The sequence below is a fragment of the Erythrobacter sp. Dej080120_24 genome (assembly GCF_036322605.1).
In the GTDB taxonomy this organism is placed as follows: Bacteria; Pseudomonadota; Alphaproteobacteria; order Sphingomonadales; family Sphingomonadaceae; genus Erythrobacter; species Erythrobacter aurantius.
Genome location: NZ_AP027262.1, coordinates 395,671 through 419,215, shown reverse-complemented (window position 1 = coordinate 419,215; position 23,545 = coordinate 395,671). Strand labels below are relative to the sequence as shown.

26 protein-coding genes are annotated in these 23,545 nt (G+C 60.6%); 15 read left to right on the top strand and 11 right to left on the bottom strand.

Features of this window, described 5'->3' with window-relative positions; genetic code table 11:
• Positions 1 to 448: 448 nt before the first annotated feature.
• The gene (locus AABA34_RS02125; RefSeq protein WP_338303674.1) at positions 449 to 1,519 is read left to right on the top strand and encodes a quinone-dependent dihydroorotate dehydrogenase; all 1,071 of its coding nucleotides are present in this window, start codon (positions 449 to 451) and stop codon (positions 1,517 to 1,519) included.
• On the opposite strand, the gene ggt is transcribed toward AABA34_RS02125, so the two are convergent.
• Entirely contained in the window at positions 1,516 to 3,240 is a 1,725-nt protein-coding gene (ggt, locus tag AABA34_RS02120) for a gamma-glutamyltransferase (RefSeq protein ID WP_338303673.1), read from the bottom strand. The genes AABA34_RS02125 and ggt overlap by 4 nt on opposite strands.
• A 176-nt stretch (positions 3,241 to 3,416) precedes the next feature.
• Between ggt and AABA34_RS02115 the strand changes: the two genes are divergently transcribed.
• The gene (locus AABA34_RS02115) at positions 3,417 to 5,264 is read left to right on the top strand and encodes an AMP-dependent synthetase/ligase (protein WP_338303672.1); all 1,848 of its coding nucleotides are present in this window, start codon (positions 3,417 to 3,419) and stop codon (positions 5,262 to 5,264) included.
• On the opposite strand, the gene AABA34_RS02110 is transcribed toward AABA34_RS02115, so the two are convergent.
• The 3 genes from AABA34_RS02110 to AABA34_RS02100 form a co-directional block, all read right to left on the bottom strand.
• Positions 5,261 to 5,752 (bottom strand): hypothetical protein, encoded by a 492-nt coding sequence (locus AABA34_RS02110; protein WP_338304777.1) that lies wholly within the window; start codon positions 5,750 to 5,752, stop codon positions 5,261 to 5,263. The genes AABA34_RS02115 and AABA34_RS02110 overlap by 4 nt on opposite strands.
• Before the next feature lie 122 nt (positions 5,753 to 5,874).
• Entirely contained in the window at positions 5,875 to 6,867 is a 993-nt protein-coding gene (thiS, locus tag AABA34_RS02105) for a sulfur carrier protein ThiS (RefSeq protein WP_338303671.1), read from the bottom strand.
• A 55-nt stretch (positions 6,868 to 6,922) separates the two neighbouring features.
• Complete coding sequence (locus AABA34_RS02100; RefSeq protein ID WP_252259457.1) at positions 6,923 to 7,303, bottom strand: MerC domain-containing protein; 381 nt, start codon at positions 7,301 to 7,303, stop codon at positions 6,923 to 6,925.
• 147 nt (positions 7,304 to 7,450) lie between these two features.
• On the opposite strand from AABA34_RS02100, the gene AABA34_RS02095 reads away from it, so the two are divergent.
• From AABA34_RS02095 to rpsI, 5 genes are all read left to right on the top strand, one after another.
• Positions 7,451 to 8,515: a COX15/CtaA family protein gene (locus AABA34_RS02095; protein ID WP_338303670.1), complete on the top strand. Its 1,065-nt coding sequence runs from the start codon at positions 7,451 to 7,453 to the stop codon at positions 8,513 to 8,515.
• Positions 8,512 to 8,844 carry a divalent-cation tolerance protein CutA gene (gene cutA / locus AABA34_RS02090; protein ID WP_338303669.1) on the top strand — a complete coding sequence of 111 codons (333 nt, stop codon included), beginning with the start codon at positions 8,512 to 8,514 and terminating at the stop codon, positions 8,842 to 8,844. The genes AABA34_RS02095 and cutA overlap by 4 nt, the downstream gene beginning before the upstream one ends.
• Before the next feature lie 34 nt (positions 8,845 to 8,878).
• Positions 8,879 to 9,604, top strand: coding sequence for a hypothetical protein (locus AABA34_RS02085; protein WP_338303668.1), 726 nt, complete (start codon positions 8,879 to 8,881; stop codon positions 9,602 to 9,604).
• A 216-nt stretch (positions 9,605 to 9,820) separates the two neighbouring features.
• The gene (gene rplM / locus AABA34_RS02080) at positions 9,821 to 10,300 is read left to right on the top strand and encodes a 50S ribosomal protein L13 (protein ID WP_252259453.1); all 480 of its coding nucleotides are present in this window, start codon (positions 9,821 to 9,823) and stop codon (positions 10,298 to 10,300) included.
• Positions 10,300 to 10,827: a 30S ribosomal protein S9 gene (gene rpsI, locus AABA34_RS02075; RefSeq protein WP_338303667.1), complete on the top strand. Its 528-nt coding sequence runs from the start codon at positions 10,300 to 10,302 to the stop codon at positions 10,825 to 10,827. The genes rplM and rpsI overlap by 1 nt, the downstream gene beginning before the upstream one ends.
• 81 nt (positions 10,828 to 10,908) lie before the next feature.
• Here rpsI and AABA34_RS02070 read toward each other — a convergent pair whose 3' ends face one another.
• From AABA34_RS02070 to AABA34_RS02060, 3 genes are all read right to left on the bottom strand, one after another.
• A complete protein-coding gene (locus AABA34_RS02070; protein ID WP_034956471.1) occupies positions 10,909 to 11,106 on the bottom strand; it encodes a hypothetical protein in 198 nt (65 codons plus the stop codon).
• A gap of 92 nt (positions 11,107 to 11,198) precedes the next feature.
• The gene (locus AABA34_RS02065; RefSeq protein WP_338303666.1) at positions 11,199 to 11,957 is read right to left on the bottom strand and encodes a metallophosphoesterase family protein; all 759 of its coding nucleotides are present in this window, start codon (positions 11,955 to 11,957) and stop codon (positions 11,199 to 11,201) included.
• 52 nt (positions 11,958 to 12,009) lie between these two features.
• A complete protein-coding gene (locus tag AABA34_RS02060) occupies positions 12,010 to 12,261 on the bottom strand; it encodes a hypothetical protein (RefSeq protein WP_338303665.1) in 252 nt (83 codons plus the stop codon).
• Between the two features lie 249 nt (positions 12,262 to 12,510).
• On the opposite strand from AABA34_RS02060, the gene AABA34_RS02055 reads away from it, so the two are divergent.
• Entirely contained in the window at positions 12,511 to 12,819 is a 309-nt protein-coding gene (locus tag AABA34_RS02055; protein WP_051700361.1) for a UrcA family protein, read from the top strand.
• Between the two features lie 142 nt (positions 12,820 to 12,961).
• Here the strand turns inward: AABA34_RS02055 and AABA34_RS02050 are convergent, their stop codons facing one another.
• From AABA34_RS02050 to fumC, 3 genes are all read right to left on the bottom strand, one after another.
• Positions 12,962 to 13,729, bottom strand: coding sequence for a LytR/AlgR family response regulator transcription factor (locus AABA34_RS02050; protein ID WP_034956475.1), 768 nt, complete (start codon positions 13,727 to 13,729; stop codon positions 12,962 to 12,964).
• A 9-nt stretch (positions 13,730 to 13,738) separates the two neighbouring features.
• A complete protein-coding gene (locus AABA34_RS02045) occupies positions 13,739 to 14,986 on the bottom strand; it encodes a sensor histidine kinase (protein ID WP_338303664.1) in 1,248 nt (415 codons plus the stop codon).
• Between the two features lie 128 nt (positions 14,987 to 15,114).
• Positions 15,115 to 16,560, bottom strand: a complete 1,446-nt coding sequence (gene fumC, locus AABA34_RS02040; protein WP_338303663.1) for a class II fumarate hydratase — start codon at positions 16,558 to 16,560, stop codon at positions 15,115 to 15,117.
• 202 nt (positions 16,561 to 16,762) lie between these two features.
• On the opposite strand from fumC, the gene AABA34_RS02035 reads away from it, so the two are divergent.
• The 5 genes from AABA34_RS02035 to AABA34_RS02015 all read left to right on the top strand — a co-directional run bounded on the left by AABA34_RS02035 (position 16,763) and on the right by AABA34_RS02015 (position 22,016).
• A complete protein-coding gene (locus AABA34_RS02035; protein ID WP_338303662.1) occupies positions 16,763 to 17,365 on the top strand; it encodes a protein-L-isoaspartate O-methyltransferase family protein in 603 nt (200 codons plus the stop codon).
• Positions 17,362 to 18,852 (top strand): TolC family outer membrane protein, encoded by a 1,491-nt coding sequence (locus tag AABA34_RS02030; protein ID WP_338303661.1) that lies wholly within the window; start codon positions 17,362 to 17,364, stop codon positions 18,850 to 18,852. The genes AABA34_RS02035 and AABA34_RS02030 overlap by 4 nt, the downstream gene beginning before the upstream one ends.
• Positions 18,853 to 18,926: 74 nt before the next feature.
• Positions 18,927 to 19,406 carry a DUF2497 domain-containing protein gene (locus AABA34_RS02025; protein WP_338303660.1) on the top strand — a complete coding sequence of 160 codons (480 nt, stop codon included), beginning with the start codon at positions 18,927 to 18,929 and terminating at the stop codon, positions 19,404 to 19,406.
• 169 nt (positions 19,407 to 19,575) lie between these two features.
• Positions 19,576 to 21,615, top strand: a complete 2,040-nt coding sequence (locus tag AABA34_RS02020; protein ID WP_338303659.1) for a dipeptidyl-peptidase 5 — start codon at positions 19,576 to 19,578, stop codon at positions 21,613 to 21,615.
• The gene (locus AABA34_RS02015; RefSeq protein WP_252259444.1) at positions 21,612 to 22,016 is read left to right on the top strand and encodes a (2Fe-2S) ferredoxin domain-containing protein; all 405 of its coding nucleotides are present in this window, start codon (positions 21,612 to 21,614) and stop codon (positions 22,014 to 22,016) included. Before AABA34_RS02020 ends, AABA34_RS02015 begins: the two co-directional genes overlap by 4 nt.
• Before the next feature lie 210 nt (positions 22,017 to 22,226).
• On the opposite strand, the gene AABA34_RS02010 is transcribed toward AABA34_RS02015, so the two are convergent.
• Positions 22,227 to 22,544, bottom strand: coding sequence for a hypothetical protein (locus tag AABA34_RS02010; protein ID WP_252259443.1), 318 nt, complete (start codon positions 22,542 to 22,544; stop codon positions 22,227 to 22,229).
• 147 nt (positions 22,545 to 22,691) lie between these two features.
• Between AABA34_RS02010 and AABA34_RS02005 the strand changes: the two genes are divergently transcribed.
• A complete protein-coding gene (locus tag AABA34_RS02005) occupies positions 22,692 to 23,123 on the top strand; it encodes a CBS domain-containing protein (RefSeq protein WP_338303658.1) in 432 nt (143 codons plus the stop codon).
• Positions 23,124 to 23,182: 59 nt separating this feature from the next.
• Positions 23,183 to 23,512 carry a HesB/IscA family protein gene (locus tag AABA34_RS02000; protein ID WP_338303657.1) on the top strand — a complete coding sequence of 110 codons (330 nt, stop codon included), beginning with the start codon at positions 23,183 to 23,185 and terminating at the stop codon, positions 23,510 to 23,512.
• Positions 23,513 to 23,545 lie beyond the last annotated feature (33 nt).

Here is a 23,545-nt window from a genome sequence, read left to right as displayed (position 1 = left end):
TGCCCGGCAAGCAGAAAATTTTTTGGCGCAGGCAATTTTGGGGGCGTCAAAGCTAATGCTTTCAGCTTGCGACTCGCTCGTCGCATGAGCCTCCGATTCGCTAAATGCGGCCGGCATGCCAACCGCGCCAGCGGGCTCTGGCTCAACGCGATCCAGCTTTGTTTTTGATTTTGCGAAAAAAAGGGCGGCTCAGCACATTATCGCGCATGGCCGCCCATTTGAGTTGAGGAACTCTTCGCATTGCTGCTCCGAGCCCTTCGGGTCGCAAGAATGGTTTAGACCCACCCTCTCCGGAAAAATTGTATGCAAACGACAACTGGCTTTAAGCTCTGATTCTAACAGGAAATTTCATGATTCACCCTTACCGCTCGGTAGGTCGTAATGGCTGTCCCGAGAGCTCGGCATCCCTCGACAATTGCCGGCGACTGGGACTAGTGGCCGATCCGTCATGAACATGTTCTCTCTCTTCAATCTCGCCCGCCCGGCGATCTTCGCCCTTGACCCGGAAAAAGGGCATCGCCTCGCGATTGCGGCCCTGAAACGAATGCCAGCCAACTCCGCATTCATGCCGCAAGCAAAGCCGGGCCCTCTCGCGGTTGAGGTTGCGGGCCTGACCTTCCCCAACCCGGTCGGCGTGGCAGCCGGGTTCGACAAGGACGCCGAAGTGCCCGATGCACTGTTGGGACTTGGTTTCGGTTTTACCGAGGTGGGGTCGATCACTCCGCTTCCGCAGGCCGGCAATCCGAAACCCCGTCTCTTCCGCCTTGTCGAGGACAAGGCCGTCATCAACCGGATGGGCTTCAACAATTCCGGTGCCGAAGTTGCGCTAAATCGGTTGAAGCAGCGCGAGGGCCGCGGAGGAATCGTCGGCATCAATATCGGCGCGAACAAGGATTCGGACGATCGCAGCGCGGATTACGCGACGATGACGCGGATCATGGCCCCCCTTGCCAGCTATCTCGCAATCAATGTGTCCAGCCCCAATACGCCAGGCCTGCGCGCACTCCAGGACGAAGCGGCGCTTGCCGCGCTCATCGATGGTATCATGGCAGCATCGCAGGAGGCCGTCGGAGAGGGCAGCCCGCCAGTATTCCTGAAGGTTGCTCCAGATCTCGAGCCTGCTGACATAGACGCGATTGCGCGCATCGCGATCGACAAGAAGCTCGGTGCACTGATCGTTTCGAACACTACGATTTCGCGGCCGCCACTGCGCTCCCGCCATGCGGACGAGACAGGAGGTTTGTCAGGTGCTCCCTTGCGCGATCTTGCCCAGCAGCGGCTTCGTGATTTTCGCAAGGCGACAGGTGGGCAAGTGCCGCTTGTCGGCGTCGGTGGCATTGCCACTGCCGAACACGCATGGGACCGCATCAAGGCAGGCGCTAGCCTGGTGCAACTCTATTCGGCCATGGTCTATCACGGCCCTGGTCTCGGCGCACAAATAGCCGCCGGCCTGAAGCGCCTTATGAAACGCGACGGTTTTGGCAGCATCGCCGAGGCTGTGGGTACAGACAGCGACTAAGGAGTGCCGACTAGCACCACGCCTTCGCGGCGGGGGTCGTAGCCGCCATCAACCTTGCCATCGCGGATAAGCACTCCGTGAACGCCCGAATCCTCGCCCTGACCGGGCGTCACAACGATGCCTCGTTCGGCCAATCCCGCAACAATCGCCGGATCGAACCTGTCGGTTTCCGCGCCATATCGATTGCCGCGCGCGACGAGATTGGGCTGCGCCAGCGCATCCTGCATCGGCATACCCCAATAGACCGCTGCAACCAGTGTCTTGCCGACATAGGCAGGGATCGAATTGCCGCCCGCTGAGCCGATTGCCCCTGCAAATTGCCCGTCGGCATCGAGCAGAATCAACGGCACCATCGAAGAACGCGGACGCTTGCCCGGTGCGACCGCATTGGGAGCTTCGTCTCCATTGGCCTGTAGCGGGTTGAAGGAGAAATCAGTCAGCTGGTTGTTGAGGAAGAACCCGTCGACCATGCGCCCGCTGCCAAAGATCGATTCAACCGTGGTGGTAATCGAAAGCACATTGCCGTGCGCGTCACGTACGATGAAATGGGACGTCCCCGCAGGTTCGCGCGTCATGTCGGTCACCGCCATCTTAGCACCGGCCGGATTACCCGCCTTAACCGATTCTGCGGCTTTCGCGCCAATCAGCGCGGCACGGGCATCAATATAGGCAGGATCGAGCAAGCCATCGACTGGAACTTCAACGAAATCGCCGTCGCCGAAGTAAGCGTCACGATCAGCATAGGCGAGACGGCTGGCCTCGGCGAAGAGATACCACGCTTGCGGGTCATCGGGGCCGCGCGTGCCGATATCCGTACGGTCGAGAATGCCGAGCAGCTCGATCATCGCGGCCCCGCTCGACGGTGGAGGAGGGGCGCACACGCGGTAGACTTGCCATGGGCCGCACACCGGCTCACGCTTTACCGGGCGATAGGCCTCGATATCGGCCATCGTCATTGACCCGCCAAGCGGCGCGGCGCGCGTCCGCTGGACGATCTTGGCTGCGGTACTCCCGCGATAGAGCGCATCGGTACCCTGCGAGGCGAGGCGCTTGAGGAAATCCGCATATTCCGGATTCACCAGACGATCTCCCGCCTGCTTGCGAGTCCCGTCGGGACGTGCAAAGTATGCAGCTGCATCGGGTTGCGAAAGCTGGGGAAACTCGATCCCGAGAAACCGCCCCAGCCGCGGTGAGATCACAAAACCTTCTTCGGCAGTACGGATTGGCGCGTCGAACAGGCTGTTCCAGGGCAGCACTCCGTGTTCCTCATGCAGCATGCCCAGTGCCGCAATAGCGCCGGGAACTCCGGTTGCGCGCCCGCTGACAACCGCCTCGCGGAAACCGAGCGGCTCACCAGACTCATTGAGGAACATTGTGCGGCTCGCCTGAGCGGGAGCCGTTTCGCGCCCGTCGTAAATGGTGATCTTGCCCGTTTGCGCATCGTAATAGTTGAGGAAAGCCCCGCCCCCCACGCCCGAGGACTGCGGCTCGACCAGTGACAGCATGGTCTGCACGGCAAGCGCTGCATCCGCGGCGCTTCCGCCACGCTTCAGCACATCCATTCCGGCCTGTGCGGCAAGCGGGTTCGCGGCGATAACAAAGGGTTCGACCTCGGCCTTTGCTGCAACCGGTGCAGGCGCGCTGGCAGTGGTTTCAAGAGCTGGTGCGCAGGCGGAAAGGGCAATGGCAAGCCCGGCGGTGCAATAGCGTAGGAGCGACATGGCCGCGTTTCTTAGGCATCGCGCCCACCGCTGGCAACGCGCTTTGAAGCGGGCTTGCAAACCTGCTCGGTCTTGCCGCTACGTAAATAGCGCCTTAGTTTAGCTCCAACATAAATTACGCAAGCTCGCCTGTGGCAGTGGCCATCAAAGGCGGGCGGGAAGAGGAGCCTTTGTCCGTGCACGCCCCCACAACGCCCCCCGCGGCCAATCCCGCCGATGACCGGCTGCTTCAGGACGTCGACCTCGCAAGGAACCTCGTCGAACTGTTCCTCATGCGTGCTGACGAAAAAGGCGCAGCACCCTTCCTTGGCGCGAAACACGACGGCAAGTGGCTGACGCAAAGTTGGGCGGAGGTTGCCGACAAGGTCTGCCTGCTGGCCGAAAGCCTACGCCGCATCGGCCTCAAGGACGGGGATCGGGTTGCGCTGGTGTCGGAAAACCGGCCTGAATGGTGCATCGCCGACCTTGCCATCATGGCCGCAGGATGCATTTCGGTCCCGACCTACATCACCAACACCGAACGCGACCACGCGCATATTCTCGACAATTCGGGTGCGCGAGCAGTTATCGTCTCGAACACCAAACTGCTTGCGCCGCTGGTGGGCGCGATCGGACGCACGGGGATAGTCGATCACGTGATCGGGATCGAGGATCTGCACCGCCAGCAGGCGGGCAGTTTTGAATATCATCGCTGGGACGATCTGACGGTCGGCGATGCTACCGCCGCTCGCGCAGCTGTGGATGCACGAGTTGCCGACATCGACCGCAACGACACAGCCTGCCTGATCTATACCAGCGGAACAGGCGGCGCACCGCGCGGGGTGATGCAGCACCACGGATCAATCCTGTGCAACGCCGCCGGGGCCGCCGAAATCCTTATCAACGATTTCGGCATCAAGGATGAAAGGTTCCTCTCGTTCCTTCCACTCAGTCACGCTTACGAACATACGGGCGGGCAGTATCTGCCAATCGCGGTCGGTGCGGAAATCTTCTATTCCGAAGGACTTGAGAAACTCGCCTCGAACATCGAGGAAACACGGCCGACCATCATGGTTGTCGTGCCGCGCCTGTTCGAAGTGCTGCGCACGCGCATCATGAAGCAAGTCGAAAAGCAGGGCCGGGTCGCCAATTTCATGATGGATGCGGCGCTCAAGATCAGCGAGAAATCGACCGAAGGCAAGACACGCAAGCGTGACAAGCCGCTGGATTTTCTCGTCGAAAAGACACTTCGGCCCAAAATCCGCCAGAAGTTCGGCGGGCGGATCAAGGCGATGGTTTCAGGTGGCGCTCCGCTAAACCCCGAAGTCGGCAATTTCTTCGAGGCGATGGGCCTCACCATGCTCCAGGGCTATGGCCAGACCGAAGCCGGCCCGGTGATCAGCTGCAACCGGCCCAGCGTCGGGTTGAAGATGGACACCGTCGGCCCGGCCATGCGCGGGGTCGAGGTGAAGATCGCCGAGGATGGCGAAATTCTCGTCCGCGGGGAGCTGGTGATGCATGGTTACTGGCGCAACGATGCCGAGACCGCGCGCACGATTGTCGATGGCTGGCTGCACACGGGTGATATCGGGCATCTTGATGAAAAGGGCCGGATCAAGATCACCGATCGCAAGAAGGACATGATCGTCAACGACAAGGGCGACAATGTCGCGCCGCAGAAGATTGAAGGGATGCTGACACTGCAACCCGAGATCGCGCAGGCAATGGTTAGCGGCGACAAGCGGCCTTACGTGGTCGGCCTGATCGTTCCCGACGCCGAATGGGCGCTGGAATGGGCGCGCGCCAATGACGAGAAGTTCGACATGAAGGCGCTGCAGGGCCTGCCCGCTTTCCGCAACGCCGTACGCGCGGCGGTGGACCGCACCAACAAGGATCTCTCGGTGATCGAAAAGGTCCGCCAGTTCGCCTTCGCGGACGAGGCGTTCACGATCGAGAACGAGGAAATGACCCCGAGCATGAAGATCCGCCGCCACAAGATCCGCGACCGGTATCAGGACCGGATCGACGGGCTGTATCGGGGTTAGGCCGCTTCGACGTCCTCGATATATTCGGGATAGAAGCTAGGCACCTGTTTTGACCACGCGGGTGCGGTGGCGGCGGCTTCGCTGAGCGATTGCAGCAGCACCTTGCGGTGGCCGGGGCGGATCATCGGCAGTGCTGCGGCAGCGCAGAATGCCGCCGGGAGATAGGGCCGCGCCTCAGCGCCGAGCAGACGTTCATAGAGAAAGCGGAAGGCGGAGAAGCTCTCAAGCCTTTCCTGCTCCAAATCGAAAGCCGCCATGCGCACCAGCTTGCCGATGAAGCGTTCGATTTCGGAAGGCGTGCCTTCCTGCGGCACCATCGTGCGTAGCAGTTTCAGATCCTGATAAGCGACATACTGGCGCCGGATCGCGACGTTTTCAGCCTCGGTTCGGCCCCACAGCTTGAAGGCATCGCAGCGCGCGAGCCCGATATCGAGGCTGCGCTTGATATAGCGCTGCTCGCACGGCTCTAAGCCCGCAAATTCGCGCATTTCACCGATGGTGATGGTCGCGGTGGTGGCCAGTGTCACGATACGTCCTCCTTGATAGGCAGGACGGTTTTCCGCGAACTTGGTTAATACGTAGTAACCATGAGAGGATTTTTGCCCCTGAGTCAGATCAATCCCGCAAGCGGGCTGGAGGGGTCGGCGTATTTGCGGCGGCCCATGCGACCTGCGAGATAGGCTTCGCGGCCGGCCTCCACCGCCAGCTTCATCGCACGCGCCATACGGATTGGGTCTTTCGCTTCGGCGATGGCCGTGTTCATCAGAATGCCGTCGCAGCCCAGCTCCATGCCCACCGCCGCATCCGAGGCAGTGCCAACACCTGCATCGACCAGCACCGGCACTTTCGCGCCTTCGACGATCAGGCGGATCGTGACCTGGTTCTGGATGCCGAGGCCCGATCCGATCGGCGCGCCCAGCGGCATGACGGCGACCGCGCCCGCATCTTCCAGTTGCTTTGCCGCAATCGGATCGTCGACGCAGTAAACCATCGGGTGAAAGCCCTCTTTGGCCAGCACTTCGCAAGCGCGGATCGTTTCCACCATGTTGGGATAGAGCGTGCGCGCTTCGCCCAGCACCTCCAGCTTGACCATATCCCAACCGCCCGCCTCGCGCGCGAGCCGCAGGGTGCGGATCGCGTCTTCGGCGGTGAAGCATCCGGCGGTGTTGGGGAGATAGGTGATCTTTTTCGGATCGATGTAGTCGGTCAGCATCGGAGCCTTGGGGTCGCTGACGTTCACCCGGCGGACCGCGACGGTCACGATTTCCGCGCCGCTTGCCTCGACGGCGGCGGCATTCTGTTCGAAATCCTTGTACTTGCCCGTGCCGACGATCAGGCGCGATCTGAACGTACGCCCGGCAACTGTCCACGTGTCCTCGCTGACGGCCTGATGATCGCCTCCGCCGACGAAATGCACGATCTCCAGCCGATCATCCGCACTCAGCGGGGCGGATTCGAGAGTCGAGCGCGGCACGATTTCACCGTTGCGTTCAACCGCGACCTTTTCGGGCAGCAGATCGAGCTCGCGCACAAGCTGGGCAATGGTCGATGCGGAAGTCCGGCGCTGTTCGCCGTTGAGGATAATGGATTTCAGCTCGGTCATGCGCAGTGAAATAGGCTTCTCACGCGCGCAGGCAACCGTGACTTTTGCAAAAGCGTCAGTGCGAGACCCGCAAATTCCAGATGTGACCCACCGATACCAGCGCCACTCCGATAATCGTCAGGACGGCTTCCTGCGCTCCATGGGGGGATGCGAGCGCGCCGCCCATGAAGGTCAATCCCATCATCGCGATTACAAAAGGCTCGCGGCGACGGTGGAGCAGCGCCCCCCAGCCGATGGCGACGGCCGCTATCACAAGGGCGATTGCGAGCGCGAAGCGATGAATTTCTTCGGCGAGGAAGAATTGCGCGCCCACGCCAAGCCCAGAAACCAACAGGATGGTGAGCACACAATGCAAAGCACATAGCGCGGAAAGCGCTATCCCGGCCTTGTCGAGCCTGCGGCGAATCAGCCGGGGGTTCTGGTGTGCTTCGGTCATGGTCGGTAACGCACATATGTAACGTTATCTCATAGTGCAAGGGGTCAGGTTTTGCATAAAGCGCATTTGTCTTTGCGCTGAACGGGCTTGCATGGCGGAGCTTTGCGGCACATCTACTCGGCAATCATGGCAATAACCGCTCCCCTGATGAATGATGCCGCGCCGAAGCCCAACGAAGGTGCACGCCCGCTCGCTCTCGCCCGCTGGCTCGAATTTGTGGCGGGGTTCGTTGTCCTGATCGTTCTGGTGGGCGGGATTACTAGACTGACCGAAAGCGGGCTTTCGATCACGGAATGGAATCTGGCCACGGGCATCCTGCCGCCTTTGTCAAACGAAGCATGGTTGGCCGAGTTCGACAAATACAAGGCGACGCCGGAATACAGGCTTGAATCCAGCATCGGCGGCATGACCCTCGCCGAATTCCAGTTCATCTATTTCTGGGAATGGTTCCATCGCCTGCTCGCTCGCACCGTGGGTCTCGCCTTTGCGCTGCCGCTGGTGTGGTTCTGGGTTAAGGGCGCCATACCTCAAGGGTTCAAGCCGCGCCTGATCGGGCTTTTGGCCCTTGGCGGTTTGCAGGGGCTGTTCGGCTGGCTGATGGTGCAGTCGGGGCTCGTCGGCGACATGACCGACGTGAGCCATTTCCGCCTGTCGCTTCATTTGCTGACGGCATTGTTGTTGCTCGGCGCACTGGTCTGGACAGCGCGCGACATGCGCCATTTGGCGAAGGACCCGCATGCGCGCCCAGCGCCGCTGACTGGTGCCTCGCTGGCCGTTGCCGGTGTGTTGTTCGTCCAGCTTCTGTTGGGTGCATGGGTCGCCGGCCTCAACGCTGGGCATGCCGCCTACGACTGGCCGACCATGAACGGGCGGTTCTTCCCTGAGGTGAGCTTCCAGCAGGGCTTTTTCTACGCACTGACGCATGATCCCTTTCTGCTGCAATTCCTCCACCGCTGGTGGGCGTGGATCGCGGTGGCAGCGCTGGTCTATCTCGCGCGGCGTGTGCGCAAATTCGATCGCTTCGCATCCATTGCGGTGCACAGCGCCTTTGGTGTCATGGTTCTGCTCGGAATTGCGACGGTGATGACGCAGGTGGAACTGTGGGTTGCTGCCGCTCACCAGCTCACCGGCGCCTTGCTCGTCGCCAGCACTGCGTGGGCGATGCATAGCGACGGGCTGGCGCATCGGGTTCCGGATCCAGAACAGGCATGACCGAAGTTCAAGCCGCTCTGGTCTGGTGTCCATGCCCGAACATCGAAGTGGCACGGAAAATTTCAGAGCAACTGTTGCAGGAAAGGCTGATTGCCTGCGCCAATATGTTTCCCGCGATGGAATCCCTGTTCGAGTGGGATGGGGGCCTGAGCCAGGCTTCGGAAGTTGGCGTGTTGTTCAAGACCACCGCTGACAGCCTGGACGCGCTGATAAGTCGGCTTGGCGAACTCCATCCCTATGATACACCGGCCATTCTCGGTTGGACCTGTGATATCGCACATCCAGCGGTTTTGGGTTGGCTGAGCGAAACGGTTGGGCATACCGATTGAAATCGTGATGCAATCGAAGTTGGGAGGATTTTGGGTGACACCGATCTCTCGTCGTGTTTTTTCCGGGTTCGCACTGGGCTTTGCAGGCTGCGCAGGGGTTGGCGGCCTCGGTTCGATGGCTTTCGCCGCAGGACACCTCCGGCTTCCCATTGGCGCGATGCGCCTTTCGCGTGTGCTTGAGCGCACCTTGCATGATGGTTCCATGGTGACAGTGAGCCGTGTCTGGGAAGTCGCCTTCGCCGAACAAGGCCGAGGCGCGCGGGTGTCAGGGGTGCAGATGGAAGCGAAGGTCGATGCGCCCTCCTCGCTCGCCGGTTTAGCCCGGATCGAAGAGGAGCGCTCGACCGCGCAGATGTGGCCGATTCTGCTTTCCGAAGACGGCCTGATCGCCGCGGCGGGTAACAGCAAGAGCGCCGCGGACGTCAGCGCTGCCCTCGAAGAAGCGGAACGCATGATTGCCCGCAAGCCCATGCCCGACAATGCACAGGACGCGCGGATGGAATATCTCCGGACCGTGGCCGAAGCCGGGGGTTCGCTGCTCGAGGAAATGCCGGCCGACCTGTTCTTCCCAATCGGCACAAACTCAAGGGTAGAGCGCGAGTTGAGCCTGCCGGGCGGGATCTCGGGCAATTTCGTGGCCATATATGAAGCACGGGCCAGCGCGGGCGGTTGGCTGGATAGCGCCCGCCGCGAAGTCAGCACCAGCGTCGAAGGAAGTGTCCAAAGGGCGGTCGAAATCTGGCGGCTCGATAGCGCCTGAGGTCCCTTGCGGCTTCCCCGCCGGCTGGCACGGTATTATTTTACCTCACGCAAAAGCCGCGGTTTTGCTTGACTGAAGCCACTTCTGACGACAAATGCGCCCCACGACAGGCCAGCCCATGCGGGCGGGCCGCGATTCTCTTGCGTTCAACCGGTTCGAACGGCCCGCGACGGGAATGGAATATTCGCAACCCTTTGGTTCAAGGACTAACCAGCCATGAAGGCGCTCAGCAAGCAGACCAAGTCGGTGAAGCCGGCAGAGGTCGAAAAGAAATGGCACCTGATCGATGCAGACGGCCTCGTTGTCGGCCGCGTCGCCTCGATCATCGCCAACATCCTGCGCGGCAAGCACAAGCCGAGCTTCACGCCGCATGTCGATTGCGGCGATCACGTGATTGTGATCAACGTCGACAAGGTGAAGTTCACCGGCAAGAAGTCGACCGACAAGGTCTACTACAAGCACACCGGCCACCCCGGCGGCATCAAGGAAACCACTCCGGCGAAGGTGCTGGAAGGCCGTTTCCCCGAGCGCGTGCTTGAAAAGGCTGTCGAGCGCATGATCCCGCGCGGTCCGCTTGGCCGGGCGCAGATGAAGGCGCTGCACCTCTATTCCGGCACCGAGCACCCGCATGACGGGCAGAAGCCCGAAGTGCTCGACGTTGCTTCCATGAATCGCAAGAACAAGGTCTCCGCATAATGGTCAGCGAAAACACTGGCGAAACCAACACCGTGTCCGATCTGTCGGATCTCAAGGAAATCGCTGGCGACGCGCCTGCCGCAGATGCGGCAGTGGTTGCCCAGAATTCGGCTCCCCTGCGTCAGCAGGAGCTTGATGCGCAGGGCCGCGCTTACGCCACCGGCCGCCGCAAGGACGCCGTGGCCCGCGTTTGGCTCAAGCCCGGCACCGGGAAGATCATCGTCAACGGCCGTGATCAGGAAACCTATTTCGCACGCCCGACGCTGCGTCTCATCATCAACCAGCCTTTCGGCATCACCGATCGCACCGGTCAGTACGATGTTGTCGCAACCGTCCGTGGTGGCGGCCTTTCGGGTCAGGCTGGCGCGGTCAAGCACGGCATCAGCCAGGCTCTGACCAAGTATGAGCCGGAGCTGCGCAGCACCGTAAAGGCTGCCGGCTTCCTCACCCGCGACAGCCGCGTGGTCGAGCGTAAGAAGTACGGCCGCGCCAAGGCACGCCGCAGCTTCCAGTTCTCGAAGCGCTGATTTCAGTTACAGCCTCGAATACGAAAAAGGCGGTCTTCCTTCGGGAAGGCCGCCTTTTTCCTTTATGGTCGCATCGCCAGCTCAGCGTTGCAGCAACATCAGCGCCCAGGCGAGACTGGTTCCGACAACGAACAGCGGCCACGACCAGAACATCTTGTAGTCACCAATCGCCATCGAATGCACGGCAAGCTGCCCGCCGGTTGAGCCCTGCGTTCCAATCACCACGGCCACACAGCCTGTTACGAGTGCGGCAACGACCATAGCCTTCAACAAGTCCATCGTACGACCTCCAGCGTTTTTTCGCCAGAATCATCGCCAATATTCCGTTAACAGCCGTCCGATAAAAAAGGTTAAGCGATCGGCGGCCCATCTTACCGCACGGTATGGGGCAGCTCTCTCAGTTCCACTTCGATTTCGTCAGCCCCCTTCTTGCAGGTGAGGACATTGTACGAAGGCGGCGCCCCGTGCCGCAGCCTTCGCGACAGCGTACCAGCGCCGATGACCTGCGCCCGTGCCCCGCCATCGCCGCGAAAATCGTTGAAGGGTTTGTGGATGTGTCCGCTGAGCACGGCGTTCATTCCAGCCTGCGCCAGCGACGCAAAGGCGGCATCGCCTCCGATGGTCGCGTTGGGGCCTTCGACGCTTGGCCCATGCAGCGGATGATGTGCGGTGATGACAACATGGCGTTCGTCGCCACCAAATGGAGCGAGCCGTTCGTGCGCTTCTGCCAACGCGATGGCCGTGATCACTCCATCGGACCATGGCCAGCGCTTCTGGGCCGGGACGGTGGTACGAAGCGGCAGCAAGACGATATCGTCCGTCTCGAACCGTTCCACGGCAACCGCATCCTTCAACCTGCGATAGCGCCGATAGGGGTCGGCAAACCGCTCAATCGGATTGTAATAGGGCATGTCATGATTGCCCGGATCGATCCAGACGGGCACATCCAATGATGCGAACCAGTCTGCCGCTGCTGCATATTCTTTGTGCTTTGCCCGTTGGGTCAGATCGCCGGTGCAAACTAGCAGATCGGGCCGCTCATCGGCGATGGCGCGCGCGACGCTATCAAGTGCGGCGCGATTTTCGATCCCGAAGTGGACATCGCTGATATGGAACAGGCGGGTCGTCATGGTGTGATTCCCAAACCCTTTTCGGACGCAATCTGCAAGATCAAAGCCGCGCTCAGACGCGTCCGGACAGGATCAGCCAAGCCGACGCGACATTGAGAGCGCTGTAACCTGCATAAACCCATGCCAGTTCGCTCCAGCCATTGGCCACCAGCAGCATCGCTGCCAGTAGCACCAGGAATTCAGCCACCAGCGTCAGTCTGCCCCCAAGCGATTGGGCAAGGCCCGGAAGCTGTTCGACCAGCGGGTGCCCGCTTTCGAGCACGGCACGGTGAAGTGCGAAATTGCCGATTCCCAGCAGGAACATGATGGCGAGCGAAAATATCACTCCAGCAATATGGCGATATCGCTGATCGTTTCAAATCCGCGCTTTGTCGGACCTGATCATCCCTCGATCTTCTCTGTGGTCGTCAATCGACGGGTTGATGCCGGTTCGTCGAGCACCGGGTGACGGTATCCGGAGGCTGCCTTATCTCTCTAACACAGCAGGGCGGTTGGCATCCCCGGTTCGAGACCCCGATCGAACACCGCCGCACTTGCTGACAGGAGAAGAGAGATGAAAGTTCTTGCACTTGCCACGGCCAGCATTGGCCTTGCCCTTTCCGCGAGCCCAGCTCTGGCCGGTCCCGCTGACTTGCCGACCCAGGTGATCAGCACTGCCGGTCTCGACCTTGATACGCCCGAAGGCCAGCGACTGCTTGATGAGCGGATCAATCGTGCGGCGCGCCAGGTCTGCCAGATCGACGAAATGCCGACCGGCACCCGCATCCGCTCAATGGCGGCACGCGATTGCCTCGCCAAGGCAACCGCGAGCGCCAAGCGCCAGGTTGCGGCGATCGCTGAAAACGAACGGCGCGGCGGCTGAACCGCGTTCCATTCGCTGCCCACTCCCCGAACGAATTGTGGCGCAGTACATTGCGGCTCGAACCCTCATCAGTCCCGGGGTTCGGGCCGCTTCTTTTTTGGGATGACAATCAGGTCCAGCGGCAATCAGCCGCGCAAGCAGGTCAACGACCGGCCATCGCCTTGACTTTGGAGAGATAGGTTCGGCCGATCCGCAAGGCTTCGCCGTTCTGCAATTCGGCCGACCAGACCCCGAGCCCGTCATGGCGCAAGCCACGGATGTTGTCTCTGCGCAGGATGGTGGATCGATGGATGCGGATGAACTGTTCCGGATCAAGCCGCGCTTCCAGTCCGGCAATCGTCTGAAGCAAGAGATAAGACCGGGAATCGGATGAAGGGTCTTCCGGATCGCCCACATGCAGCCTTACGTAATCGCGCTCGGCATCGATCTGATGAACTTCGCTGACGGCAATACGCAGCAATTCCGAACGGTGCGGAACCCATAGCTCTTCGAGCCATTTGCCCGGCGATTCCTTGCGCTCGCCACGCCGGGCCACGGCGCGCTCAATAGCGCGTTCCAGCCGTTCGGCCGAAACCGGCTTCAACACGTAATCGATCGCTTCCAGATCAAAGGCCTCGACCGCGAAATGATCATGCGCGGTGACAAAAATTACCGCTGGAGGATCATCCTGCTCGGCAAACTTCCGGGCCACGCCCAATCCGTCAAGCTCGGGCATGGTCATGTCCAGCAGCACCAGATCGGGTTCGAGCTTCTCTGCAAGCCGCAGAGCCGCAGCGCCATCGCTGGCAGTTCCCACGACACGGATCGCCGATAACTCCGCACAAATCACCTGAATGCGCTCAACCGCCAGCGGTTCGTCATCGACGATCAGGGTCCGGAGAGATTGCGATTGGGTTTCTGTGTCAGCCATCGGATTCCATCAATGTTGCGCCGGTCGCGACAGGGGAATGCGGATCTCGGTCTGATAGCCACCGGGCACGGGCGTGGAACTGAATCCTATGTCGGCGCCGAAACGGGCCTCAAGGCGATCCCGAACATTAGCCAGCCCGATGCCGAATCCGTGCTTTGCCGCGTCGGGTACGCCGGGCCCGTTATCGCTTACCGTGACCACCAGACGATCGAATTCCTCACGCGCGGAAACGGTGATGGTGATCGGGCGGGAAACGGCTGAAACGGCGTATTTGACCGAGTTTTCGACCAGCGGTTGCAGGATCATGCCCGGAACCCGCGCTTTTTCGAGTTCGGGGGGAAGATCGAACACACAGCTCAACCGTTCGGGGAAACGCACCGCTTCTATGTCGAGGTAGAGCCGCTGCAGATCGAACTCGTCCTTCAGGTAAACGTCGCTGGTCGGCTCATCCGCAAGGCTGTGGCGATAAAACCGGCTGATCGTCTGGATCATGCGCTCGGCCCTGTCTGCCTTGCCTGTCATGACGAGGGCCGAAAGCGAGTTCAGAGTGTTGAACAGGAAATGCGGGTTGACCTGATACCGCAAGGATCGAAGTTCGGCGGCTTTGGCGGCCGATCGGAATTGCTGCTCGCGGCGCTCTGCCGCCCGCGCCTGAACGCCGGCAAGCAGGGCGAAATAGGTTGATGCCCAGGCAAGCAGCAGGAAATAGCGGCCCAGCGCAATCTCGAGCACAGCCTTCCACGAATCCTCGCGCAGTTCTGCCGGAGCGATGATCAGCGATTCGGATACTTGCGGCCGGCCTGACCCATCCGGCCCAGGAGCTTCGACCCGAATTCCCTCGGGCAGGTCATAAAGAAGGTTGCCCTGGTCATCGAAGCGGAAGCCGCGTTCTTCGGCAAAGCGCTGTTCGAGTTCCTGCTGGATGTCCTGGAAAGCGAATTGGTTGATCTGGCCGATGCCGATCGCAACCGGGATGGCGAACAGGCTCGCCGCGCCGATCTTGACCCACAAGGCATGCCGATCGACCAGCCGGAGCAAAGCCCAAAGCGCAATGGTGAGCCCAATGCCGGCAATCGTCACCAGCCCGCGCCGCACCGCCATCTCGATCTGCATGTCGAGATCGAGGATGAAACTGCGGATGCTGATCAGGAAAAAATAGGTGCCCCACAAGAGCACCATCGACAAAAGCACCGTGCGAAACGGCACGCTGGCTGGCGCTGTCCTGTCAAGCGCTTCGGGTGTTCGGCTCAGATCCATGGCTGACTTGCGAGATAGCGCGTCATGCCGAAAAGCGCCAATCGGTCGTCGGGCAGAATGCCCGCTTGGTCGAATGATCGGGGGCGTCAGATCGGTTTGAGCAGCCTTCAGCCCCCTTTCTGCCGCGCTCAGTCGCGCGGTTTGATCATATCCGCAGGGACGATCCACTGGGCAAACTGCTCTTCGGTAAGCAGGCCCAGCGCTAGCCCCGCTTCTTTCAGCGTAGTCCCTTCGGCGTGTGCTTTCTTCGCGATTTTCGCCGCGTTGTCATAGCCGATGTGCGGGTTGAGCGCGGTGACGAGCATCAGGCTTTCATTGAGCAGCTTCTCGATGCGGGCTTCGTTGGCCTCGATGCCGGAAATGCAATGCTCGGTGAAGCTGCGCGAGGAATCGGCAAGCAGGCGGATCGATTGCAGCACATTGTAGATCATCACCGGTTTGAAGACGTTCAGCTCCATATGCCCGTTCGACCCGGCCACGCTGACAGTCACATGATTGCCCATGACTTGTGCGCAAACCATTGTAATGGCTTCGCATTGGGTGGGGTTCACCTTGCCCGGCATGATCGAAGAGCCGGGTTCGTTGGCGGGCAGCGAGATTTCGCCAAGGCCGCAGCGTGGACCCGAGCCGAGCAGGCGGATGTCATTTGCGATCTTCATCAGGCTGACGGCAACCGAATTCAACGCGCCGGACAATTCCACCAGTGCATCATGCGCGGCCAGCGCTTCGAACTTGTTGGCAGCGGTAACGAAATCATGGCCGGTAATCGCTGCGACATGCTCTGCAAACTTTTCGGCGAAGCCGGCCTTCGAATTGATCCCTGTGCCGACGGCAGTGCCGCCTTGCGCGAGTTCGAGCACGCGGGGCAGGGCATTGCGGATCCGGGCGATGCTGTATTCGACCTGCTTGGCGTAGCCCGAGAATTCCTGGCCCAATGTAAGCGGGGTGGCGTCCTGCAAATGGGTGCGGCCGATCTTGACGATATGGGCGAACGCCTTGGCCTTTGAATCCAGCGCTGCGTGAAGCTGATCAAGGGCAGGGATCAGGCGATCGATCGTCTCGCTGGCGGCTGCGATGTGCATCGCGGTGGGGAAGGTGTCGTTCGAGCTCTGCCCCATGTTGCAGTGATCGTTGGGGTGGACAGGATCCTTCCCGCCGTGAACTCCGGTAAGAATCTGGTTGGCGCGGCTGGCGATTACTTCGTTGGCATTCATGTTTGACTGGGTGCCCGAACCCGTCTGCCAGACGCTGAGCGGAAACTGGTCCGCCAGCGTGCCGTCGATGACCTCGCTAGCCGCAGCGACAATCGCATCGCCCAGTTTCGGGTCAAGGACACCTAGGTCCATGTTCGCTTTCGCCGCTGACTGCTTCTGAATCCCCAAAGCCTTGATCAGGGGTTCCGGCATGGTTTCCGTGCCGATCGCGAAGTTGGCGAGACTGCGCTGGCTCTGCGCTCCCCAATGGGCGTCAACCGGGCAGGCGACTTCGCCAAGCGAATCGGTTTCTATGCGAACCTCACCGATGGCGCCGAAAATTTCCCCGTCGTTGCGTGTTGTCTTGGCAATGTCACTCATCGAAGCCCTCCTGGTATCGGTCGAAACCGCCTCTCGGTTCGCCGATGGTCTGATTATTCGCCCCATATGACGCGGCTTGGTGACAGGTCAAAGGGAAGCTGCACGGATCGCCACGCAAATTGCTTGGAACCGGATTGCCGGATGGCTAGGAAGGGGTTGACGAGCTGTATTGCGATGCCAATACAGTTGGACGGAGTACCGCATGACCAATACCACTTTGACCCGTGACACAAAGGCTGCCCGCAAGGCGATGATCGACAGCCAGCTCCGCACCAGCGGGGTAAACGAGGAATTCATTCTCGCCCGCATGCTCACTGTCCCGCGTGAGGATTTCCTGCCGGAGGAAAAGGCCGGGCTTGCCTATATAGATCGGTCAATCTCGCTTTCTGCGGATACGCATCTCGCATCGCCCCTGTTTTACGGAAAGCTGCTGCTCGAAGCCGCGCCCCTGCCTGCAGACCGCGCCTTGGTAATCAGCGGCGGCACAGCCTATCTCGAAACGCTGATTGCGCCCTTGGTAAGCGAAGTGACCGCCATTTCGAGCGCTGATGCGGCGCAAGGCAAGTTGCCGAAAGGCGAATATTCGCTGATCCTTGTCGACGGGGCGATCGAAGAATTGCCATCGAGCCTGGCTGCCTGCCTCGCTGAAGGTGGGCGGATCGTTTCGGGCCTCGTTCTGCGGCAGGTCACCCGGCTTGCTTCGGGGCGCAAGATCGCGGGCAAGCTGTCGCTCGAACCTGTCGAAGACCTCGGAATGCCCGTTATTTCCGCCTTCAACAAACCAAAGGGTTGGACCTTTAAGTGACATCGACACTCCGCCTGACTGGCGCCGCACGCGCAGTGGCCTCATTGGGAGCTATTGCCCTCGCCGGGCTGGCATTCCCCGCTCAGGCGGAAACCCTTCGCGATGCATTGGTGGCAGTCTACAACACCAATCCCACCCTCGAAGGCGCTCGCGCCAACCAGCGCGCCACCGATGAAGGGGTCCCGATCCAGCGGGCTCAGGGCACGCCATCGGTTAACGTAACGGCTACCCATGTCGAGTTTCTCCGTCAGTCGGCCAACTCGTTCACCGCGCCTGAGCGCAATCTTGGGGTAAACGCGCAGCTTCAGGTTCCGATCTATGCTGGTGGTGCCGTACGCAACGCGATCAACGCAGCTGAAGAACGTGTTTCGGCTGGCCAGGCTGATCTGCGAGCGACGGAAAGCTCGGTTTTCAGCCAAACTGTCGCCGCATATATGGATGTGCTCAGGACCGAGGCCTTGGCTGAACTTGCTGCCAATCAGGTCGAAGTGCTGCGGGTTACGTTCCAGTCCACCAGTGATCGGTTCGAAATCGGCGATCTGACCCGCACGGACGTAGCGCAAGCGCAATCACGCTTGGCACTTGCTGAGGGCGACCTGCGCACCGCCTACGCCAATCTCATCGGCGCACGTGAGGCGTATATCCAGCTGGTTGGGCGTGCGCCCATGGGGCTTGAGGCGCCGCCGCCATTGCCCGGCCTTCCCGAAACAGTGGGCATGGCAGTGGTCACCGCGCTTGAGAACAATCCCGACCTGATCGCCGCAAAGGAGCGCGCTCAGGCCGCGGGCTATGACACCGATGCTGCCGGAGCAGGGCGGCTTCCGACTGTCGGGCTGTTTGCGAATTACGACTATAGCGACTTCTACGGAACACTCGGCGGGCCTGTCGCGGCCAATTTCGTTCAGCGCGAAACCACCGCGAACGCCGGTGTGCGGATCACAATTCCGATTTTCCAGGGGGGATTGCCAGCGGCACGCCAGCGGCAGGCCGGAGCCCGCGAAACCGCCGCGCTGGAGCAGGTTATCGCGACCGAACGCAATGTCATCCAACAGACCCGCGCCGCCTATGCCAGTTGGCAGGCGTCAAACGCCGTCATCGAGAGTTCTCAAGCCGCAGTGGAAGCTGCCGAACTGAGCCTTGAGGGCGTGCGGGCGGAAAATTCGATCGGCAATCGCACCATCATCGATGTCCTGAACGCCGAGCAGGAACTGCTCTCTGCTCGCGCACAATTGGTTACAGCCCGACGCAATGCCTATGTCGCGGGCTTCAGCCTGCTGGCTGCAATGGGCAAGGCCGAAGCGCGCGATCTGAACCTTGATACCGGCGGCCCGCTTTACGATCCGCAGGTAAACTATGATCGAGTCAAGGGACGCATATGGGATTGGGACCGCGACGCTGAACCGGCCGCCAATTCGACCAGAACCGTTGACATTGAGGCTGCGGATGCATTCATAGGCCCGGTGCTGGAGCCCGAAAGCGAGCGTTAACCATGTGATTCGGCATGGCGGGTGTCTTGGGGCTTCTCACTCGAACAGACATCTGATGGGGCAGGGGCAGGCTCGTGGCGAACAATAGCGAAGCATCGGTTGAAGAGATTCTCGAATCGATCAAGAAGGTGATTGCGCGCGATAATCGCGAAAGCGCTCTGCAAATGCGCAACCGCAAGTCTACGCCATCGCAAGATGCTGAACTTCCTGATCAATCCGGCGAGGAAGAGGCTGTTCTCGATCCCGATGATGGCGTTCTTGATCTGGCCGAGATGGAGCTTTCCGAAGCGATCGAAATCGAAGACGATGGTGAAACGCCGCTGCTGGCGGATGAAGTCCGTGAGGCAATGCACGAAAACCTCGCCGCTCTGGCAATGCTGTCGCAGCCCCCGGCGCGGCCCCAGATCGTGCGTTCCGGTGAAACCTCACTCGAAGGTCTGACTCGCGAACTGCTACGCCCGATGCTGGCAGAATGGCTCGACAAGAACCTTCCCGGTATGGTCGAAAAGATGGTGCAGGCTGAAATCGCACGGATTGCCGGGAAGCGCGGCTAAACTGTCGAAATTCCGGTTTCGCTGGAAACTGGGCAACGCACGGGCTAATTCCTCTCCCATGGGAAGGATACTTTTGAACGCCGCTGCAATCGCGGCAGTTTCGCTCTTGTCGTCTCCAACGCTTGCGCAAGCGCAACATGAAGGCACCGCGGCCGCGCAGAAAGCGCCGATGACCGCGCGCGATTTGACCCTGATGCCGCGCCTTGGCGCTCCGACAGTGACCCCGACAGGGCAATATGCGGTCTATTCGGTGACTTACACCGATCCCGAAACGCTGCGTCGTTCACCACTGCATTACCTTCTCGACCTTAAGACCCCCGGCGCAGATCCGGTTGAGATCGACTTGGGCATTGCCGGATTTTCGCTGGCGTTCGCGCCGGACAATTTCCTCTATTTTCTCAGCTATTATCACCCCGACGAAACCCGCGAAGAGCGCGCGCGGGTTTGGCGGGTCGCGCTTGAAGCGAACGGGAATGTTACCGGCCCTATGCCGGTAGCCGATATTCCCGGCACCGACATCGCCGGTTTCAGCATCGCGCCAACCTCTGACAAGATCGCCTTGTGGGCCGAAGTAGCGCGCGATTGCGAGCGTGTTGGTTGCGAAAGCGATGAACAGACGATCGGTAGCGGGCGACTGTATGAAGGGGATGCCGGTTTCTATCGTCACTGGGATCGCTGGACGCAGCCGGGCGTTTTCAACCGCGTTTTCGTATTCGGGCTTGAGAACGGGGAGGCTGTCGGAGACGGTGTCGCGCTCGACGGCGGCAACAGTGAGGGTGCACTCGTCGGAAACACGCCCACCATGCCGTTTGGCGGGGGTGAGGACATTGCGTGGGCGCCCGATGGATCGGGTGTCTACTTCGTGGCGCGCAGAGCGGACGCGAAAGAGCCCGGGTCGACCGATCTCGACATCTATTGGTCCGATCTGACCGGAGCCGCTCCGATCGAACTTACGGTCGCGAACGAAGCGCATGATTCTTCGCCCGCGCCGTCCCCCGATGGCAAGACGCTCGCCTACCTCGCGATGGCCCGTCCCGGCTACGAATCGGATCGCCTTGTGGTTCATCTGCGCGATCTTCAGACCGGAGAGACGCGGGCGCTGACACAGGATACAGACCTGTCGTTTGGTGGTCTTAGCTGGAGTGCTGACGGCAGCCATCTTCTGGCAACAGCTTCGAAGGTTCTCGATACCCCCGCCTTCCGCATCGACCCCCAAACCGGGGCGGTGACAGAGCTCAACCTGATGGCGGGAGCTGAAGCGCATATCGGCAATCTGACCTCGCTTCCGGGCGGGCAGCTGCTGTTCACACGCGATTCGATCGGAGTTCCGGCCGAGCTTTTCCTGTCGGACTTTGCAGAAACTGCGCGCCCGCTGACCAATGTGGTGACCGATCGTATGGGCACGATGGCCTCTACCCGGACGACCCGCTTCAGCTTTGTGGGTGCAGATGGGGACACCGTCTGGGGTCAGATCACCCGGCTCGAGAATCAGGAAGGTCCGATTCCGGCGATCCTCTACATCCACGGGGGGCCGCAGGGTTCGTTTTCCGATTCCTGGTCGAGCCGCTGGAACCCCCGCGTTGTCGCAAGCCAGGGTTATGCCGTGATCTCGGTCGATTTCCACGGAAGCGCCGGTTACGGGCAGGACTTCATGGATTCGATCAACCGCGACTGGGGTGGCAAGCCGCTCGAAGACCTGCAGAAAGGTCTGGAGGCCGCGCTCGAACTCGATCCGCAAATCGACGGCACACGCGCCTGCGCCATGGGTGCCAGCTATGGCGGCTATATGGTCAACTGGATCGCGGGCAACTGGCCCGACCGGTTCGATTGCCTTGTCCAGCATGATGGCCTGTTCGACATGCGCAGCTTCTATTATTCGACCGAGGAATTGTGGTTCCCGCGCTGGGATTTCGGCGGCTCCTATTCCGAGGCGAAGGAGACCTATGAACGCTGGAACCCGGTGAACCACATCGACAAGTGGCAGACCCCGATGCTGGTGATCACGGGCGAGAAGGACTTCCGCGTCCCCTACACCCAAGGATTGCAAAGCTTCACGGTCTTGCGGGAGCGCGGCATTCCCTCTCAATTGCTTGTGTTCCCCGATGAAAACCACTGGGTGCTGGGCGCGAAGAATTCGCTGCAGTGGCACAACACGGTGTTTGCGTGGCTCGATCGCTGGCTGAAGCCGGAAGGTGAAGCCGAAGAATGACCGATCAGCCACTGCTGGCCGCACAGACCGCACTTGTCAGGAAGTACGGGCGGGATGAAGAGCGGATTGAGCGCCAGATTTTCCTGTGCGCTCTCTCGGAGAAGCAGAAATGCTGCTCTCGCCAAGAGGGCGAGGCGGCGTGGAGTTTCCTCAAGAGCCGGCTCAAGGAGCTCGGCCTGATCGGGCCCAAGCGACAGCCTGATCACCCCAAGGGCCCCGGAGGCATTCAGCGCACCAAGGCGGATTGCCTGCAGGTCTGCGGTGCCGGGCCGGTGGCCGTGGTATGGCCCGACGGGGTCTGGTATCACTCGTGCAGCCCCGAAGTGCTTGAACGCGTCATCCAGGAACACCTGATTGGCGGCCGTCCGGTTGAGGAATTTCGCCTGAATTCTCCCGCTTGAGTCAATCCTTCGCAGCCATGCTGCGCCTGCGAAGCAAATTGACAGAGTTGACACCGTCCTGAGCGGGTTTTTCCGGTTCAACCGTTTGATTTGGCTTTAAAAAAGCCGCCAAATCCGAAATTGACACTTATCCAAATAGAAAAAATTTCCGGCGGCCCGATCCGACCATTGCGTCATCGCATGAAAGCACGGCTGTAGGAAAGCGGGCTGTCACCTATCCTCGTCGCGCTTGGACCAAAGCTCGTCGCTGTCTGGGAGCCGGTTGTCGACCGAGGCATCGTGACCCGTGCCGTTCGACAGGAACGCCAGACCCATCAAACCACCCGCGAGCAGCATTGTGAAACTGATGCCCAAGGCGACGGCGATGTAGAAATGCACCGACACCATGCCGTTGAAAGCGAACAGCACGCCGATTGCCACCACCACTGTCCCGACAGTGACGGCCATCAGGATTCTCATGATCTTGCGATAGCGCGCCCACGCGTGAGCCGCGTTTTCAGGATCGTCGAGCGGGGATTTCTGAACCATGGAGCCCACATGAGGATGCAAAGGAGGATTGGCAACCTTCTAGCTACGTGCCCCGAGCAAGTTCGGAGGCAAGCGGATGGTACGATTGCGGATTCGCCTTTTTGCCAAATTGATGGCACTTTCTCTGCCTGAGAGAGGAGTCCCATCATGACAATTGCCAAGATTATCGGCGATCGCAGCGCGGACGACATTATCGCCTGCGACGTCAGCACCCCGGTTGCGGAAGTCGTGTCGATGCTGGCGGGAAAACGGATCGGCGCGGTTCCCGTCCTGCGCGATGGCGCGGTGGCGGGTATCGTGTCGGAACGCGACGTCATCTATCGGCTTGCCGACAAGGGATCGGCCTGTCTTGATCTGCCGGTCGAAGCGATCATGACCTCGCCGGCGATCACGGTGGAACCGGGTACGAAGATTGACGAGGCGCTCGCGCTGATGACCCGGCGTCGGTTCCGCCATTTTCCGGTCGTGTCGGATGGCAGGCTGATCGCCTTCATCTCCATCGGCGATCTGGTGAAGCACAAGATCGACGAAGTGGAACACGAAGCGGCTGCGCTGCGCGACTACATCCAGACGGCTTGAGCGATCAGGCATGAACAACCGGACTTGAGGAACCTGCGTACGCGCCCTATTTTATTGCCATGGCCCAAGCTCTGACACTTACTCCCGCCGCAGCAAAGCGCGTCGCATGGATTGCGGACAAGCAGACAAAACCTGCGATCTTGCGGCTTTCTGTCGAAGGCGGCGGGTGTTCCGGGTTCCAGTACAAGTTCGACCTTGCTGACGGGCCCGCTTCCGATGACAGCGTGAGCGAAACCGACGGCGTGAAGCTGGTGGTTGATCCCGTCAGTCTTGATCTGGTCAGCGGCAGTGTTGTCGATTTCGTGGAATCGCTTGGCGGCGCTGCATTCCGGGTCGAGAATCCGCAGGCCGCCGCAGGCTGCGGTTGCGGTTCCAGCTTCGGCATTTGACGATGGGGTTTGCGCTGTAACGCGCAGCTTGCG